Origin of the sequence: Pseudomonas sp. HB05, assembly GCF_016756915.1 — a bacterium.
Taxonomy (GTDB): Bacteria; Pseudomonadota; Gammaproteobacteria; order Pseudomonadales; family Pseudomonadaceae; genus Aquipseudomonas; species Aquipseudomonas alvandae.
Genome location: NZ_JAESPG010000004.1, coordinates 279,885 through 294,729 on the forward strand (window position 1 = coordinate 279,885; position 14,845 = coordinate 294,729).

At 61.6% G+C, this 14,845-nt stretch carries 15 protein-coding genes; 6 read left to right on the forward strand and 9 right to left on the reverse strand.

Going from position 1 to position 14,845, the window contains the following annotated elements; translation table 11 throughout:
* From livM to JMN22_RS06880, 4 genes are all read left to right on the forward strand, one after another.
* Complete coding sequence (livM, locus tag JMN22_RS06865; protein ID WP_030140134.1) at nt 1-1,281, forward strand: high-affinity branched-chain amino acid ABC transporter permease LivM; 1,281 nt, start codon at nt 1-3, stop codon at nt 1,279-1,281.
* Nucleotides 1,278-2,150 (forward strand): ABC transporter ATP-binding protein, encoded by an 873-nt coding sequence (locus JMN22_RS06870; RefSeq protein WP_030140133.1) that lies wholly within the window; start codon nt 1,278-1,280, stop codon nt 2,148-2,150. Before livM ends, JMN22_RS06870 begins: the two co-directional genes overlap by 4 nt.
* Nucleotides 2,147-2,863, forward strand: a complete 717-nt coding sequence (locus JMN22_RS06875) for an ABC transporter ATP-binding protein (RefSeq protein WP_030140132.1) — start codon at nt 2,147-2,149, stop codon at nt 2,861-2,863. The genes JMN22_RS06870 and JMN22_RS06875 overlap by 4 nt, the downstream gene beginning before the upstream one ends.
* 851 nt (nt 2,864-3,714) lie before the next feature.
* Nucleotides 3,715-4,479: an SDR family oxidoreductase gene (locus JMN22_RS06880; protein ID WP_030140131.1), complete on the forward strand. Its 765-nt coding sequence runs from the start codon at nt 3,715-3,717 to the stop codon at nt 4,477-4,479.
* Between the two features lie 137 nt (nt 4,480-4,616).
* Here JMN22_RS06880 and JMN22_RS06885 read toward each other — a convergent pair whose 3' ends face one another.
* The 7 genes from JMN22_RS06885 to JMN22_RS06915 all read right to left on the reverse strand — a co-directional run bounded on the left by JMN22_RS06885 (nt 4,617) and on the right by JMN22_RS06915 (nt 9,884).
* The gene (locus tag JMN22_RS06885) at nt 4,617-5,750 is read right to left on the reverse strand and encodes an AGE family epimerase/isomerase (RefSeq protein ID WP_198797204.1); all 1,134 of its coding nucleotides are present in this window, start codon (nt 5,748-5,750) and stop codon (nt 4,617-4,619) included.
* Between the two features lie 181 nt (nt 5,751-5,931).
* Nucleotides 5,932-6,504 (reverse strand): HupE/UreJ family protein, encoded by a 573-nt coding sequence (locus JMN22_RS06890; RefSeq protein WP_198797203.1) that lies wholly within the window; start codon nt 6,502-6,504, stop codon nt 5,932-5,934.
* 32 nt (nt 6,505-6,536) lie between these two features.
* Nucleotides 6,537-7,151, reverse strand: a complete 615-nt coding sequence (gene ureG, locus JMN22_RS06895; protein WP_003197309.1) for an urease accessory protein UreG — start codon at nt 7,149-7,151, stop codon at nt 6,537-6,539.
* A 9-nt stretch (nt 7,152-7,160) separates the two neighbouring features.
* Nucleotides 7,161-7,835: an urease accessory protein UreF gene (locus JMN22_RS06900; RefSeq protein WP_030140128.1), complete on the reverse strand. Its 675-nt coding sequence runs from the start codon at nt 7,833-7,835 to the stop codon at nt 7,161-7,163.
* Nucleotides 7,832-8,332, reverse strand: a complete 501-nt coding sequence (ureE, locus tag JMN22_RS06905) for an urease accessory protein UreE (RefSeq protein ID WP_198797202.1) — start codon at nt 8,330-8,332, stop codon at nt 7,832-7,834. Before ureE ends, JMN22_RS06900 begins: the two co-directional genes overlap by 4 nt.
* 272 nt (nt 8,333-8,604) lie before the next feature.
* Nucleotides 8,605-9,237, reverse strand: a complete 633-nt coding sequence (locus tag JMN22_RS06910; protein WP_030140126.1) for a TetR family transcriptional regulator — start codon at nt 9,235-9,237, stop codon at nt 8,605-8,607.
* A gap of 155 nt (nt 9,238-9,392) precedes the next feature.
* Nucleotides 9,393-9,884, reverse strand: coding sequence for a hypothetical protein (locus tag JMN22_RS06915; RefSeq protein WP_198797201.1), 492 nt, complete (start codon nt 9,882-9,884; stop codon nt 9,393-9,395).
* A 390-nt stretch (nt 9,885-10,274) separates the two neighbouring features.
* On the opposite strand from JMN22_RS06915, the gene JMN22_RS06920 reads away from it, so the two are divergent.
* Nucleotides 10,275-12,350, forward strand: a complete 2,076-nt coding sequence (locus tag JMN22_RS06920; protein WP_198797200.1) for an AsmA family protein — start codon at nt 10,275-10,277, stop codon at nt 12,348-12,350.
* Between the two features lie 130 nt (nt 12,351-12,480).
* Here JMN22_RS06920 and JMN22_RS06925 read toward each other — a convergent pair whose 3' ends face one another.
* Both JMN22_RS06925 and JMN22_RS06930 read right to left on the reverse strand, forming a co-directional pair.
* Nucleotides 12,481-13,011 carry a ferritin-like domain-containing protein gene (locus tag JMN22_RS06925; protein ID WP_030140123.1) on the reverse strand — a complete coding sequence of 177 codons (531 nt, stop codon included), beginning with the start codon at nt 13,009-13,011 and terminating at the stop codon, nt 12,481-12,483.
* A 56-nt stretch (nt 13,012-13,067) separates the two neighbouring features.
* Nucleotides 13,068-14,009, reverse strand: a complete 942-nt coding sequence (locus tag JMN22_RS06930; RefSeq protein ID WP_198797199.1) for a LysR substrate-binding domain-containing protein — start codon at nt 14,007-14,009, stop codon at nt 13,068-13,070.
* A gap of 129 nt (nt 14,010-14,138) precedes the next feature.
* On the opposite strand from JMN22_RS06930, the gene JMN22_RS06935 reads away from it, so the two are divergent.
* Nucleotides 14,139-14,777 carry an FMN-dependent NADH-azoreductase gene (locus JMN22_RS06935; protein ID WP_198797198.1) on the forward strand — a complete coding sequence of 213 codons (639 nt, stop codon included), beginning with the start codon at nt 14,139-14,141 and terminating at the stop codon, nt 14,775-14,777.
* Nucleotides 14,778-14,845 lie beyond the last annotated feature (68 nt).

Genomic DNA, 14,845 nt, shown 5'->3' on the forward strand with positions numbered 1-14,845 from the left:
ATGTCTGCTGCCAATAAACCGCTTGATATCAAAAAGAGTGTCATCGACGCGATCCTGGCCGGCTTGATCTCGCTGATCGTGTTCGGGCCGATCGTCGGCGTCGTGCTCGACGGCTACAGTTTCAACCTGCAACCGGCCCGCGTGGGCTGGCTGGTGGCGATCGTGATGGTCGGGCGCTTTGCCCTGAGCCTGTTCCTGCAGACCCCCAAGGGACTGAAGATTCTCCAGGGGTTCGAGAGCACCGGATCCGGCGTGCATGTGCTGCCACCGGACTACAAGTCGCGGCTGCGCTGGATCATCCCGGCGCTCATCGTGATTGCCATCGTGTTTCCGTTCTTCGCCAACAAGTACGTGCTCACGGTGGTCATCCTCGGACTGATCTACGTGCTGCTCGGCCTGGGCTTGAACATCGTGGTCGGCCTGGCCGGGCTGCTCGACCTGGGTTATGTGGCGTTCTATGCCATCGGTGCCTATGGTCTTGCGCTGGGCTACCAATACCTGGGCCTGGGTTTCTGGACCGTATTGCCATTGGCGGCCATCGCAGCGGCGATGGCCGGGTGCATATTGGGCTTCCCGGTGTTGCGAATGCACGGTGACTACCTGGCCATCGTGACCCTGGGCTTCGGCGAGATCATCCGGCTGGTGCTGAACAACTGGCTGTCGTTCACCGGCGGGCCGAATGGCATGCCGGTGCCTTCGCCAACATTCATGGGCCTGGAATTCGGCAGGCGCGCGAAGGACGGCGGGGTGCCGTTCCATGAGTTCTTCGGCCTCGACTACAACCCCAACATCAAATTCCTGTTCATCTACATTGTGCTGTTCATCACCGTGCTGCTGGTGCTCTATATCAAGCATCGCCTTACTCGCATGCCGGTCGGTCGCGCCTGGGAAGCCTTGCGCGAAGATGAGATCGCCTGCCGCTCCATGGGCCTGAACCATGTGCTGGTCAAGCTCTCGGCCTTTACCATCGGCGCGTCCACGGCTGGCCTGGCCGGGGTGTTCTTCGCCAGTTACCAGGGCTTCGTCAACCCGTCTTCGTTCACCTTCTTCGAGTCGGCGTTGATCTTGGCGATCGTGGTGCTGGGCGGCATGGGCTCGACGGTCGGCGTGGTGATTGCCGCGTTTGTGCTCACCGTGGCACCGGAGCTTTTGCGCAGCTTCTCTGAATACCGGGTGCTGCTGTTCGGCGTGTTGATGGTGTTGATGATGATCTGGCGCCCACGCGGCTTGATCCGTATCAGCCGTACCGGTGTGACGCCGCGCAAGGGGGTAGCGCCATGAGCGAAGTCGTACTCAAAGTTGAAAACCTGATGATGCAGTTCGGTGGCATCAAGGCCCTCAGCGATGTCAGCCTGCAGGTCAAGCGCAACTCGATCTTCGCCCTGATCGGCCCCAACGGCGCGGGCAAGACCACGGTGTTCAACTGCCTGACCGGTTTCTACAAGGCCTCGGGCGGCAAGATCGAGCTCAACGTGCGTGGCGAACAGACCAACGTGATCAAGCTGCTGGGCGAAGCGTTTCGCCCGACCGACTTCGTCTCGCCGAGGTCCTTTGCCAGCCGGCTGTACTACAAAATGTTCGGTGGCACCCACCTGGTGAATCGCGCCGGTTTGGCGCGCACCTTCCAGAACATTCGCCTGTTCAAGGAAATGTCGGTGCTGGAGAACTTGCTGGTGGCCCAGCACATGTGGGTCAACCGCAGCCTGGTGGCGGGCATCCTCAATACCAAGGGCTACCGGAAGGCGGAAAGCGATGCCCTCGACCATGCCTTCTATTGGTTGGAGGTGGTGGACCTGGTGGATTGCGCCAACCGCTTGGCCGGGGAGCTTTCCTACGGTCAGCAACGCCGTCTGGAAATCGCCCGGGCGATGTGCACCCGTCCGCAGATCATCTGCCTCGACGAACCAGCGGCTGGCCTCAACCCTCAGGAAACCGAAGCGCTGAGCGCGATGATCCGGCTGCTGCGCGACGAGCATGATCTGACCGTGGTGCTGATCGAACACGACATGGGCATGGTAATGAGCATTTCCGACCACATCGTGGTGCTGGACCACGGCAACGTGATCGCCGAGGGCGGTCCCGAGGCGATTCGCAACGATCCGAAGGTGATCGCGGCTTACCTGGGTGCCGATGAAGAGGAACTGGTATGAGTGGACCTATCCTCGAACTCAAGGAGCTGGACGTGTTCTACGGGCCGATCCAGGCCCTGAAGAAAGTCTCGATGCACATTGGCGAAGGCGAGACCGTAAGCCTGATCGGCTCCAACGGCGCCGGCAAATCCACGCTGTTGATGTCGATCTTCGGCCAGCCGCGGGCGGCGGGCGGGCAGATCATCTACCAGGGCGTGGACATTACCCACAAATCGTCGCACTACATTGCCTCCAACGGCATCGCGCAATCGCCGGAAGGGCGGCGGGTATTCCCGGACATGACGGTCGAGGAAAACCTGCTGATGGGCACCATTCCCATCGGTGACAAATACGCCAACGAAGACATGCAGCGCATGTTCGAATTGTTCCCACGCCTCAAGGAACGACGCAACCAGCGGGCCATGACCATGTCCGGCGGCGAGCAGCAGATGCTCGCCATTGCCCGGGCGTTGATGAGCCGGCCGAAGTTGCTGCTGCTCGATGAGCCAAGCCTGGGGCTGGCGCCGATCGTGGTAAAGCAGATCTTCGCGACCCTGCGTGAACTGGCGTCCACCGGGATGACTATCTTCCTGGTGGAGCAGAACGCCAACCATGCGCTCAAGTTGTCGGATCGGGCCTATGTGATGGTCAACGGCGAAATCCGCCTGACCGGCACCGGCAAGGAACTGCTGGCCAACGAAGAGGTGCGCAACGCGTATCTGGGCGGGCATTAGGACGGTTGAAGCAATAAAAAAACCGGCGAGTGAATCGCCGGTTTTTTTATCCCTCCCAAACACCACCAACCCTCTGTGGGAGCGAGCTTGCCCGCGATAGCGGCGGTTCAGTCAACGTCAATGTCGGCTGACCTACCGCCATCGCGAGCAAGCTCGCTCCCACAGGGAATTTATACAGTTCTCAGAATTGTGGACAACAATCCCAGCCCCCTGCGAAACCGCGACATAAAGTCGCCGCAAATAGTTGTTTTGTCACGGTTTTGACTTGTCCCCGTTTGCTGTGGAGCTGGCTGTGAATAACGTGGGAGTAGCTGGCTGGAGGCCTTTGAATACGTGGCTTTCAAGGCTGTGATCGTTTTTTGATCAGGTGTTTTTGGTCAAGCGAGAGTAGCTGTTGTCAACAGTTTTATGAGCAGGGAAATGGGATTGAAAGTCTGCGGGCAGGGCTGTGGATAAGTCTGTGATTAAACTCTGGAAAGACCTCGCTGAGTGCCGTCTTTACTGGCTTGGAGCCATCTAGCATTGAGCGCAGGCTTATAGCAGATAACTCGTGCCGCACAACCTTACTTGCCAGGTCAAGCGAAAAAACTTTCCGAAACCGCCGCAAAGCCTTATGCACAGCGGCTTCCAGCATTTGCAGTTGCCCCCGATTACTGTGGACGTGCCTGTGGATAACGTGCGGGCAATCCGCTGCGGCCCTTGCTGGACAAGGCCTGGCCCTGGTTGATCGTTTTTTGAACAGCAAGGCGCTAAAGCGATTGATCAAGCCTTGCCCCTGGCGGGCCAGGCCGGGCATGCTGTGGGCCGATTTCCATTCAATGGCTGTTTGAAGCCCAAGCAAGGAGAACACGATGTCTGACACCCTGTTTATCACTGGCGCGACGTCCGGTTTTGGTGAGGCCTGTGCCCGTCGTTTTGCCGAGGCGGGTTGGAAGCTGGTGCTGACCGGCCGTCGTGAAGAGCGCCTCGATGCCCTCTGTGCCGAGCTGTCGAAGCAGACCGAAGTCCATGGCCTGGTATTGGATGTGCGGGATCGCAAGGCCATGGAAGAGGCCATCGCCAACCTGCCGCCATCCTTCGCCAAACTGCGCGGGCTGATCAACAATGCGGGCCTGGCCTTGGGCGTCGACCCGGCGCCCAAGTGCGACCTCGACGATTGGGACACCATGGTCGATACCAACGTCAAAGGCCTGATCTACAGCACGCGCCTGCTGCTGCCGCGCCTGATCGCCCATGGCCGTGGGGCCGGGATCGTCAACCTGGGCTCCATTGCCGGCAACTACCCGTATCCGGGCAGCCACGTGTACGGCGCGAGCAAGGCGTTCGTCAAGCAGTTCTCCCTCAACCTGCGCTGCGATTTGCAGGGCACGGGCGTGCGGGTGAGCAACATCGAGCCGGGCCTGTGCGAGAGTGAGTTTTCCCTGGTGCGCTTTGGCGGCGACCAGGAGCGCTACAACGCGACTTACGCGGGCGCGGAGCCGATCCAGCCACAGGACATCGCCGATACGATTTTCTGGGTACTCAACACGCCGGCGCACATCAACATCAACAGCCTGGAGCTGATGCCGGTGAGCCAGACCTGGGCCGGGTTCGCCATTGAGCGCAACAAGGCCTGACCGCTGACGTACCTGAGCTGGAAATCATGAGCTGTTGTGGCGAGGGAGCTTGCTCCCGCTCGGCTGCGAAGCAGTCGTAAGCTTTTTGGGACCGCCACGCGGCCCAGCGGGAGCAAGCTCCCTCGCCACGGAACGTGTTACGCCAGGTAGTCGGCCAGGCCGCGATAGCAGGTCAGAAGATGATAGGGGGTGGTCGAAGGCATGTCCCGGCGACTGACATTGCCATCGGCGTCGAGGCATTCATTCCAGCCACGGGGATGCAGGAAATGCTGCTGCAACGCTTGCAGCTGTCGCAGCAAGGCGCTGTCGCTCCCCGAACGCAACGTCAATGCCCGCAGGTATTCCGCCTGGGCCCAGATGCGTTGAGTGGCGTCACGTGGGGTTGTCTGCGGCGCCAGGCCCAGCATCGCACAGACGGCGCCGCAATCCGGATCGACACCTTGTTCTTCAGTAAGGCTGAAGCTGAACTCCAGCGCCGCGTGCAGTTTGCCGCCGCGCAACAAGGGCGATGACGCCAGCAGGAAATACCATTCGAACTGGTGGCCCGGCTCGAACCAGTTATCCACAGCCTTGAGCGGTTTTTCCATCATGACCTTCTGCCCGGGGTCCACGAACTGCCTGGACATGGCGTCACACAGGTTCAGCAAGGCTTGGCGGACATGGGCGTCGTCGCGCACCGAAAGGACCGCAAGGAAGCCTTCAGCCAAGTGCATCAGCGGATTCTGCAGGGGGCCGGATTGGCAGGTCGACCAGTCTCGTCCAAGGCTGGCTTCGTACAGGCCGTCGCCAGTGGCGAAACGTCGGGTGATCACTTCCAGCGCGGCGTTCAACGTCGATTCCACCAACGGCTCGCGAACCTTGCCCCAGTAGTGGGCGCAGGCGAACAGGATGAATGCGTGGGTGTAGAGGTCTTTGCCGGTGTCCAGCGGCGCACCTTGCGGGTCGATGCTGTAGAACCAGCCGCCATGCTCGGCATCGTGGAAATGTCGCTGCAGCGAGCGGAACAGTGCGCTTGCCCGTTCCTCGGCCCGTGGCACTTCGCCAATCAGGCTGGCGAACACATACAACTGCCGCGCACAGGCCATGGCGCGGTAGCGCTGGGGCGGTAGCGGCGCGCGTTCCGCATCGAGGGATTCATAGGGCAACGCCAGTTCGGCATTCCAGCCCGGGCCTTGCCACATTGGCACGATCACGTCGTGAAAATGCTGGCGCACCGTGGTGAACAAGGTGGTCAGTTCAGGCAAAGAGGCGGAGCGGGAAGCATCGGGCATTGGCGGACGTCGTCACAGCGGGGGCGAATGCGCGACATGGTAGCAGAGTGACCGACTCCAGAGAGCTGACGCCTGTAAGTCCGTCATCGCGAGCAAGCTCGCTCCCACAGGGTGGGGCGCACACCGATCAATGTGTGGGAGCGAGCTTGCTCGCGATGAGGGCCGGCTGGGCGCTAGAGAATCAACCCGCCAGCAACCAGACCCCAGTCGCCGCCGAAGCCGCCCCGGCCAACCGCACCAAGGGCGCCGCCGCGCGTGGCAGCAGCCGCACCAACGCAAAGCCGGCGCCATGCAGCGCCGCTGTCGCTGCGACAAACCCGATGGCGTAGGCCCAAGGACTCGACATGTCCGGCAATTCCAAGCCATGGGCCACGCCGTGGAACAGCGCAAACAGCGCCGTCGCGCCGACCGCCAGGCTCAACGGTGGGCGCACCACCAGCGCCACCGCCAGACCCAAGGCGAGAACGGAGCCGGCGATGCCGCTTTCCAGCGCTGGCAGGTCCAGGCCCTCGAAGCCCAGCAGGCCGCCAAGCAGCATCGTGCCGACGAAGGTGCACGGCAGCGCCCAGCGCGCGGCGCCTTGTTGTTGTGCAGCCCACAAGCCGACCGCGAGCATCGCCAGCAAATGGTCGAGCCCGCCGATAGGGTGGCCGAGGCCGGCAATCAGGCCATTGTCGCCATGACCGGGGTGGGCGAAGGCCAGGGCCGGGGTGAGCAGTAGCGCGAGCGCGCCGAAGAGGCGTTTGAATGTCATGAATGAGCTTCCTTGTTATCCGTTGGAAAAAATCAGGCTGCGGTCAGCAGGCCCTGGCGTTCGATGAAGGCAATGATGTCGTCCAGGCCCTGGCCGGTCTTCTGGTTGCTGAACACGAACGGCTTGCCGTTGCGCATCCGCCGGGTGTCGCTGTCCATCATCTCCAGGGACGCCCCCACCAGCGGTGCCAGGTCGATCTTGTTGATCACCAGCAGGTCGGACTTGCAGATGCCTGGCCCGCCCTTGCGTGGCAGCTTGTCGCCGGCCGAGACGTCGATCACATAGATCGTCAGGTCGGACAGCTCGGGGCTGAAGGTTGCCGACAGGTTGTCGCCACCGGATTCCACCAGGATCAGGTCCAGGCCGGGGAAGCGCCGGTTCAACTGGTCCACCGCTTCCAGGTTGATCGAAGCGTCTTCGCGAATCGCCGTGTGCGGGCAGCCGCCGGTTTCCACGCCGATGATCCGCTCCGGCGCCAAGGCTTCGTTGCGCACCAGGAAGTCGGCGTCTTCACGGGTATAGATGTCGTTGGTCACCACCGCCAGGTTGTAGCGTTCCCGCAGGGCCAGGCACAGGGCCAGGGTCAACGCGGTCTTGCCGGAGCCCACTGGGCCGCCAATACCTACGCGCAAGGGTTGTGTATTCATGTGTGTCTCCTAGGAACGGAACAGGCGGCTGTACTGGCGCTCATGGGCCATGCACGCCAGGGACAGGCCAAACGCGGCGCTGCCGTAATGGTCGGGGTCGATAGTTGAGGCGATGTGCTGGGCTTGTTGCAGCAGCGGCAGCAGTTCGCTGGTCAGGCGCTGGGCGGCTTGCTGGCCCAGGGGCAGGGTTTTCATCAGCACCGCCAGTTGGTTTTCCAGCCAGCTCCACAACCAGGCGGCAAGGGCGTCTTCTGGCGTGATATTCCAGGCGCGGGCCGCCAGTGCCCAGCCCAGGGCCAGGTGTGGTTCGCTGCGCTGCTCGAGAAAATCGCGTGCCGCACTGTCGAGTTCCGGCAGGCCCGCAAGCAATTGCTGCAACGAGTAGCCCATCTGCCGGCTTTCCTGGTACAGCTCGCGGGTTTCCCGGCTGGCACGGTGCTGTTCACAAAGTCCTAGCAGCGCGTCCCAATTGTTCGCCGCGGCTGCGGTGCAATGGGCCAGGAGCAAGGGCGCTTCAAACCGCGCGAGGTTCAGCAGCATCTGGTCACTTATCCAGCGGCGTGCGTCGTCGGGCGTCTTGATCAGGCCGTTATCCACCGCCATTTCCAGCCCTTGGGAATAGCTGTAGCCGCCAATTGGCAATTGTGGGCTGGCCAGGCGCAGCAGCGCCCAGGCCGGGTTCATGTGCGCACGCCAAATTGATGCAGGCGCGGCGCGTAGTTGAAGTCCTCGTCGCCGTGCCGGGAATGATGATGGCCGCCGCCATAGGCGCCGTGTTCCGGCTGGAACGGGGCCTCGATGGATTCAACGGTGGCGCCCAGTTGTTCGAGCATCGCCTTGAGCACGTAATCATCCAACAGGCGCAGCCAGCCATCGCCCACTTGCAGGGCGACATGGCGATTGCCCAAGTGGTAGGCCGCCCGGGTCAGTTCGAATGCGTTGGCGCAGGTGACATGCAGCAACTGCTCGGGGCGAGCGCAGACCCGCACGATGCGCGCATCCTCGGCTTGCAGGTACTCGCCGTCATGCAGCGGCGGTTGGCCTCGCTCGAGAAACAGCCCGACGTCTTCTCCCTCGGCACTGAAACAGCGCAGGCGGCTTTTACTGCGGGCATCGAAGGTCAGGTGCAACTCGGCGTCCCAGCCCGGTTGAATGTCGATTCTGCGGTGAATCACCAGCATTGGAGTGCTTCCAGCCATGAACAATGCTGTGTTTAGAGCAAGGGGCTTGCCAATAGAAGGGGATGTAGGAAATGGCTGGCGTGGCGTTTCCAAGATGGCTTGGCTGGTGAGTCATCATGGTGCGCTTCGTAATGTTGAGCACCATTTTGCGGCGCTCACAAAGAAGCTTGTGGGAGCGAGCTTGCTCGCGATTGCGCCGTATCAGTCACCTTCAATGCTGCTGACAAACCGCAATCGCGAGCAAGCTCGCTCCCACATTGGCCGCATCCGGGTTACTCAGTGCTACCCAATCCGCGCCAGTGCTTCAAGCCTATGAAGATGAACCGCAGTTGCTGGGTAATCTTCGCCTGGGGCGTGAGGTGTTCGGGAAGTGCTTCGGCGGGCGGGTCGATGATGTCCGGCAAGGTGGCGAAAACGCTTTTCACGATGAGATCGGCCATCACGTTCAGGCCGGCAAGGTCCAGGTGCTGCAGTTTCGGCATCAGCGCCAGGTCGGCGGCCAGGTCCGAACTGATGTCCTCGCGCAGTCTCGCGATGGCTTGGCGCACTGGCAGCGAACCGCCATATTGCTCGCGGGCCAGGAACAGGAACTGCGAGCGGTTGGCGTGGACCACGTCGAGGAAAATCCGCACGGAGGCATCAATGATGCCGCCCATGACAAATTCGTTGTGGCGTACCAGTCGGATGGTTTCGCGGAACGTCTGGCCGACTTCACAGACGAGCGCCAGGCCCAGTTGGTCCATGTCGTCGAAATGCCGGTAGAAGCCGGTGGGCACGATGCCCGCGGTCTTGGCGACTTCGCGCAGGCTCAGGCTGCCGAAGCCCCTGCCGCACTCCATCAAATGACGGGCTGCATCCATCAGGGCGTTTCGGGTTTGTTGTTTCTGTTCGGCGCGAGGCAGCATTGCAGGACTGACTTCCGAGTCATGGGACCGATGCACTCTAGCAAATAGGCTTTGGCGTCGTCGAACGGTAGGGCGGGGCCGGGCGGGAAACGAGGCGCTTTAAAAGTCAAAAGCCCGATTCGAGAAATCGGGCTTTTTTCTGGGCCACCATGGGCTCAGCTCACTGTGCTGTTACGTTCGATTACACGGTCACCACCGCCTTCGGCCAGGGTTTGACCAGGAGTGCGATCGGAACCGTCAGCGGCCAGTGTTTGACCGGGAGTGCGATCGGAACCGTCAGCGGCCAGGGTTTGACCAGGAGTGCGATCGGAACCGTCAGCGGCCAGGGTTTGACCGGGAGTGCGATCGGAACCGTCAGCGGCCAGGGTTTGACCGGGAGTGCGATCGGAACCGTCAGCGGCCAGGGTTTGATCCGGAGTGCGGTCGGAGCCATCTGCAGCAAAGGTCTGGCCTTGTGGGGTGCGGTCGGAGCCGTCTTCGACCAAGCCTTTTTGCTCCAGGCGGTCACGGCCACCTTCGGCTACGGTTTGGCTGTAGACAGACTGGCTGTCCTTGACCTGTGGCGTGGCTTGTTCGGAAGCTGGCAGGGCAAAAGCGGTCGAAGCCAGCAGTGAAAGGGACAGGCTCATCAGTAATTGGCGTTTCATGATCGTTGCTCCTTGGGAGGGCTAAAAAGTGGGTACGAGGGCAATGCTACTCTCGATAAGTCGATATAAAAGTTCATAAACACAATGGTAATAATCAACGGAATTGATTGTTCTGGGGAAAGGCTCTAGGACGGGGCTTTCAGAGGAGCGTTTTCGCCCCGGAGTGGGTAGTTTGTACTCACTTGTGCCCTGCAAATGTGCGGGGGCGGTAACAGGTAGCTGTCGAATCGGTCAGGTTCTTGCGCATTTATTAGTGCCGTTCGTCGCCCTTGATGGTAAACCTGTCGGCCGTTTTGCCTGTCCAACAATCATCCGCAACGAGCCGGCCACAGGTTCGTGCTATCCCCGGCGTCGCGGTTCGGACGCCCATTTGCCTCAGGAGCCTTGTGCATGACGCGCACCTCAAAAATCTTCGCCTGGGGCTTTGCCTGCCTCGTCGCCCTGTTGGCCGTGCTGGTGCTGGTCATCGCGTTCTTCGATTGGAATCGCCTCAAGCCCACGCTCAACGCCAAGGTTTCCGAGGAGCTGCATCGTCCGTTCGCGATCAATGGCAACCTGGCCGTGGTTTGGCAGCGCGAACCGCAGGAGGGTGGCTGGCGAGCCTTTGTGCCATGGCCCCATGTGGTGGCGGAGGATTTGAGCCTGGGCAACCCGGAGTGGTCGAAAGCTGCGCAGATGGCCACGCTCAAGCGCGTGGAGTTGCGTATTTCGCCCCTGGCGTTGCTGGCCCGGCGCGTGGCCATCCCGCGTATCGACCTGACAGGGCCCGACGCCAGCCTGCAGCGCCTGGCCGATGGGCGCGCCAATTGGACATTCCAGTTCGATCCAAAGGACCCGGACGCCGAACCGTCCAGCTGGGTGGTGGATATCGGCGCCATCGGCTTCGACAAGGGCCACGTCACCCTCGACGATCAGACACTCAAGACCCGTCTCGAGCTGGTGATCGATCCGTTGGGCAAGCCCATTCCGTTCAGCGATATCGTGGGCGAGAAAGCCGCCAGCAAAGCTCGGGAACAAGGGGCGACGCCACAGGACTATGCCTTCGCCTTCAAGGTCAACGGGCAATACCACGGGCAGAATCTCGGCGGGTCCGGCAAGGTCGGCGGTTTGCTGGCGCTGCAAGATGCGTCGCAGCCGTTCCCATTGCAGGCCCAGGCGAAGATCGGCGACACCCGCGTCGAACTGGCCGGTACCTTGACCGACCCGAAGAATCTCGGCGCCTTGGACTTGCGTTTGAAGCTGGCCGGCAACAGCCTGGCTAATCTTTATCCGCTGACGGGCGTGACCCTGCCGGATTCGCCGCCTTATTCCACGGACGGTCGGTTGATCGCCAAGCTCCATGAGCCAGACGGCGCCCAGTTTCGCTATGAGGGGTTCAACGGCAAGATCGGCGACAGTGACATCCATGGCAACCTGGCTTACGTCGCCAGCCAGCCCCGGCCAAAACTCAGCGGTGCGCTGGTGTCCGACCAATTGTTGTTCAGTGATTTGGCGCCGCTGATCGGCGCGGATTCCAACGCCGAACAAAAAGCCCGCGGCGGCGCCAGCAAACAGCCGTCCGACAAGGTCTTGCCGGTGGAAGAATTTCGCACCGAGCGCTGGAGCGTGATGGACGCCGACGTTGAATTTACCGGCAAGCGTATCGTCCACAGCGAGCAGTTGCCGTTTACCGATCTCTACACGCACCTGGTGCTCAACGATGGCCAGTTGAGCCTCGAGCCCTTGCGCTTTGGTGTGGCCGGCGGCCGGCTGGACGCGCAGATCCGCCTCAATGGCCACACCCAGCCTCTCGAAGGCCAGGCGAAATTGACCGCGCGTGGCTTCAAGCTCAAGCAGCTGTTCCCGGGCTTCGAGCCGATGAAGACCAGTTTCGGTGAGCTCAACGGTGACGCGGATATTTCCGGGCGCGGCAATTCGGTGGCGGCGTTGTTGGGCACCTCCAACGGCAGCTTGAAGATGTTGATCAACGACGGCGCGATCAGCCGCGAGCTGATGGAGCTGGCGGGCCTCAACGTCGGCAACTACGTGGTGGGGAAAATCTTTGGCGACAAGGAGGTAAAGATCAACTGCGCGGCGGCTGACTTCGATATCAAGACCGGCCTGGCAACCACGCGCCTGTTCGTGTTCGACACCGAGAACGCGATTATCTATATCGACGGCACGGCGAACATGGCGACCGAGCGGTTGGACTTGACCGTCACCCCAGAATCCAAGGGCTGGCGGCTGATTTCCCTGCGCTCGCCGCTGTACGTGCGGGGCACCTTTGCCAAGCCCGCCGCCGGGGTAAAGGCCGTACCGCTGATGCTGCGCGGTGCCGGGATGGTTGCCCTGGGCGTCATCGCCGCGCCGGCGGCAGGCCTGTTGGCCCTGGTGGCGCCCAGCGGTGGGGAGCCGAACCAGTGCGCGCCGTTGCTTGAGCAGATGAAGGCGGGCAAGGCGCCGGTGACGGTCAAACCTACCCGGTAGCTCAATGTCGCGGTGAGGCGACTGGCCTCATCGCGAGCAAGCTCGCTCCCACAGGGGACCGCATTCTGTCTGAAGGAATGCGGTCAAAATGTGGGAGCGAGCTTGCTCGCGATGGGGCCCCTTAAGACCCTTACAGATCGGCCAGGATGTCGGCCATGTCATCGGCATGCTCTTCTTCCTGGGCCAGGATGTCTTCGAAGATGCGCCGCGTGGTCGGGTCTTTTTCGCCAATGTACTGCACGATTTCCCGGTAGCTGTCGATGGCGATCCGTTCGGCCACCAAGTCTTCGAACACCATTTCCTTGAGCGTATTACCGGCCACGTACTGGGCATGGGAATGCCGGGTCAGCAGGTCGGGGTTGAACTCCGGTTCGCCGCCCAGTTGCACGATGCGTTCGGCGAGCCGGTCGGCGTGCTCGGATTCTTGGTTGGCGTGTTCGAGAAACTCGCTCGCCGCGACGCTGGCCTTCAGGCCGGTGGCCATGAAGTAGTGACGCTTGTAGCGCAGCGTGCAAACCAATTCGGTGGCCAGTGCTTCGTTCAGCAGGCGGATGATTTCCTGGCGATCGGCGTTGTAGCCTTCGGTGACGGCGCCGTTCTGGACGTTCTGGCGGGCACGTTCGCGCAGGGTGGTGACGTCGGATAAGTGCATGTCGCTCATCTCGTTCTCCTGGAGGCTGATCCGGTAGGGCGCCACGCTCTGCTGGCGTGGTCGCTCTAGTTCTGAGTGACGCGATCCTGGAAAAGTTTTACCGGATTTTTCAGTGTGTGCCCGGATAAGCGGGCTTCTTCCTCCACCCATTGAAAAAATGCCCGAACCGGCGGATGCCGTTCACGGCCAGGGACGCACAGCGCGCTGTAGCCGGCACCGTCGATCTGGATCTGCGGGCGATAGCCCACCAGCAGGCCACTGGCGACGCTCTGTGAAACCAGGATATTGCTCGCCAGCACCAGCCCTTGCCCGGCAATCGCCGCTTGCAGGGCGTAGTGTTCTTCATCGTATTCACGCATACACGGCTCGCGGATCAGCCAGGTTTCGCCGGCCTGGGCGCACCACGTCTCCCAGCCATGGGCGTACAACTTGGAATTGTGCCAACGCACGCTGATCAACGTCGGCGGTTGCCGGGTAGCCAGCGCCACTTGTTCCGGCGAGCCATACACGCCGAAGCTTTCATCGAACAGGCACAGCCCGTACAGGTTCGAGTAGGTGTCCAGGCTGTAACGCACCACCAGATCGACGCTGGCGTCCTGGTGCAGGTCGATGACGTCGCAATGGGTGTCCAGCCGCACGTTGGTGTTCGGGTGGCGCGCATAGAACCGGCCCAGGCGCGGCACCAGCCACAGGGCGGCAAACGCCGCGGTGGTGGAGATGGTCAGGTGGGTCGTGCTGCGTTGCGGGCGCAGGCTGTCGACGCTTTGTGCAACGTCCAGCAATGCCCCGTGCAAACTCTGGAATAAACGCTGCCCGGCATCGGTGAGACGCACCCGGCGCGGCAGGCGTTCGAACAATGGCATCCCCAGCCAGGTTTCCAGCGAGCGAATCTGGTGGGAAATCGCCGTTGGCGTGACTGAAAGCTCTTCGGCCGCGGCCTTGAAGCTGAGCAGCCGGGCTGCGGACTCGAAGGCTCGCAAGGCATTGAGGGGCAGGGTGGCGAACATCGGAAAATCTCCAATGGATGAATACAACTCATCCGGATCAATTAACGCTCATTTGAGCCTGAGCGCTACAACGTCTCAAGCTGCAAGCCACAAGCAGTTCCGATTGTAGTCGCTATCAAGGAGTTACAGATGAGCAGCATTCTTGTCGTACACGGCAGCCCGCGCGGCGAGCGTTCCCATTCCCGGCGCTTGACGGAAGCGTTCATAACGGCCTGGCAGGCCGCCAATCCTCAGTCCTTGCCGACCCGCCGTGAAGTCGGCCGCACCGTCATGCCTGCGGTGAATGAAGCCTTTATCGCCGCGGCGTTTTATCCAGAGCCTCAGGCGCGGCCGCTGACCATGCAGGCCGACCTGGCGTTGAGCGACAGCCTGGTGGCGGAGCTGAAGGCCCACGTCCGGTTGGTGATCTCGGCGCCCATGCACAACTTTGGCGTGCCCAGCGGTGTGAAGGCCTGGATCGACCAAATCGTGCGCATCGGCCTGACGTTCAATCACAGCCTGGACAACGGTGTTTCGCAGTACGAGCCGCTGGTGCTGGGCAAAAAGGCGCTGATCGTGACCAGCCGTGGTGATTTTGGCTTTGGTCCTGGCGGCCAGCTGGAAGCCATGAACCACGCTGACACGTGGCTGCGAGCCGTCCTGGGCTTTATCGGCATCAATGACGTGACGGTGGTGGCGGCCGAAGGCGAAGAGTCGGCCGAGCACAGCTTCGCGCGGTCCTGCGCCGAGGCCGAGCAGCGCTTGCTGGCGCTGGCCCGGACGTTCTGATGGCCTGGGTCCTGCTGTGATCGGGCTGAAGTGACATTGCTGTCATAGACTGGTCATCATCGGTACTG

What these genes read in the sequence shown, in the direction of transcription:
- JMN22_RS06920 (WP_198797200.1), top strand. Translation starts at nt 10,275, where the DNA reads ATGACGCGCACCTCAAAAATCTTCGCCTGGGGCTTTGCCTGCCTCGTC.
- JMN22_RS06885 (WP_198797204.1), bottom strand. Translation starts at nt 5,750, where the DNA reads ATGCCCGATGCTTCCCGCTCCGCCTCTTTGCCTGAACTGACCACCTTG.
- livM (WP_030140134.1), top strand. Translation starts at nt 1, where the DNA reads ATGTCTGCTGCCAATAAACCGCTTGATATCAAAAAGAGTGTCATCGAC.
- JMN22_RS06870 (WP_030140133.1), top strand. Translation starts at nt 1,278, where the DNA reads ATGAGCGAAGTCGTACTCAAAGTTGAAAACCTGATGATGCAGTTCGGT.
- JMN22_RS06925 (WP_030140123.1), bottom strand. Translation starts at nt 13,011, where the DNA reads ATGAGCGACATGCACTTATCCGACGTCACCACCCTGCGCGAACGTGCC.
- JMN22_RS06930 (WP_198797199.1), bottom strand. Translation starts at nt 14,009, where the DNA reads ATGTTCGCCACCCTGCCCCTCAATGCCTTGCGAGCCTTCGAGTCCGCA.
- JMN22_RS06900 (WP_030140128.1), bottom strand. Translation starts at nt 7,835, where the DNA reads ATGAACCCGGCCTGGGCGCTGCTGCGCCTGGCCAGCCCACAATTGCCA.
- JMN22_RS06910 (WP_030140126.1), bottom strand. Translation starts at nt 9,237, where the DNA reads ATGCTGCCTCGCGCCGAACAGAAACAACAAACCCGAAACGCCCTGATG.
- JMN22_RS06915 (WP_198797201.1), bottom strand. Translation starts at nt 9,884, where the DNA reads ATGAAACGCCAATTACTGATGAGCCTGTCCCTTTCACTGCTGGCTTCG.
- ureE (WP_198797202.1), bottom strand. Translation starts at nt 8,332, where the DNA reads ATGCTGGTGATTCACCGCAGAATCGACATTCAACCGGGCTGGGACGCC.
- JMN22_RS06890 (WP_198797203.1), bottom strand. Translation starts at nt 6,504, where the DNA reads ATGACATTCAAACGCCTCTTCGGCGCGCTCGCGCTACTGCTCACCCCG.
- JMN22_RS06935 (WP_198797198.1), top strand. Translation starts at nt 14,139, where the DNA reads ATGAGCAGCATTCTTGTCGTACACGGCAGCCCGCGCGGCGAGCGTTCC.
- JMN22_RS06880 (WP_030140131.1), top strand. Translation starts at nt 3,715, where the DNA reads ATGTCTGACACCCTGTTTATCACTGGCGCGACGTCCGGTTTTGGTGAG.
- ureG (WP_003197309.1), bottom strand. Translation starts at nt 7,151, where the DNA reads ATGAATACACAACCCTTGCGCGTAGGTATTGGCGGCCCAGTGGGCTCC.
- JMN22_RS06875 (WP_030140132.1), top strand. Translation starts at nt 2,147, where the DNA reads ATGAGTGGACCTATCCTCGAACTCAAGGAGCTGGACGTGTTCTACGGG.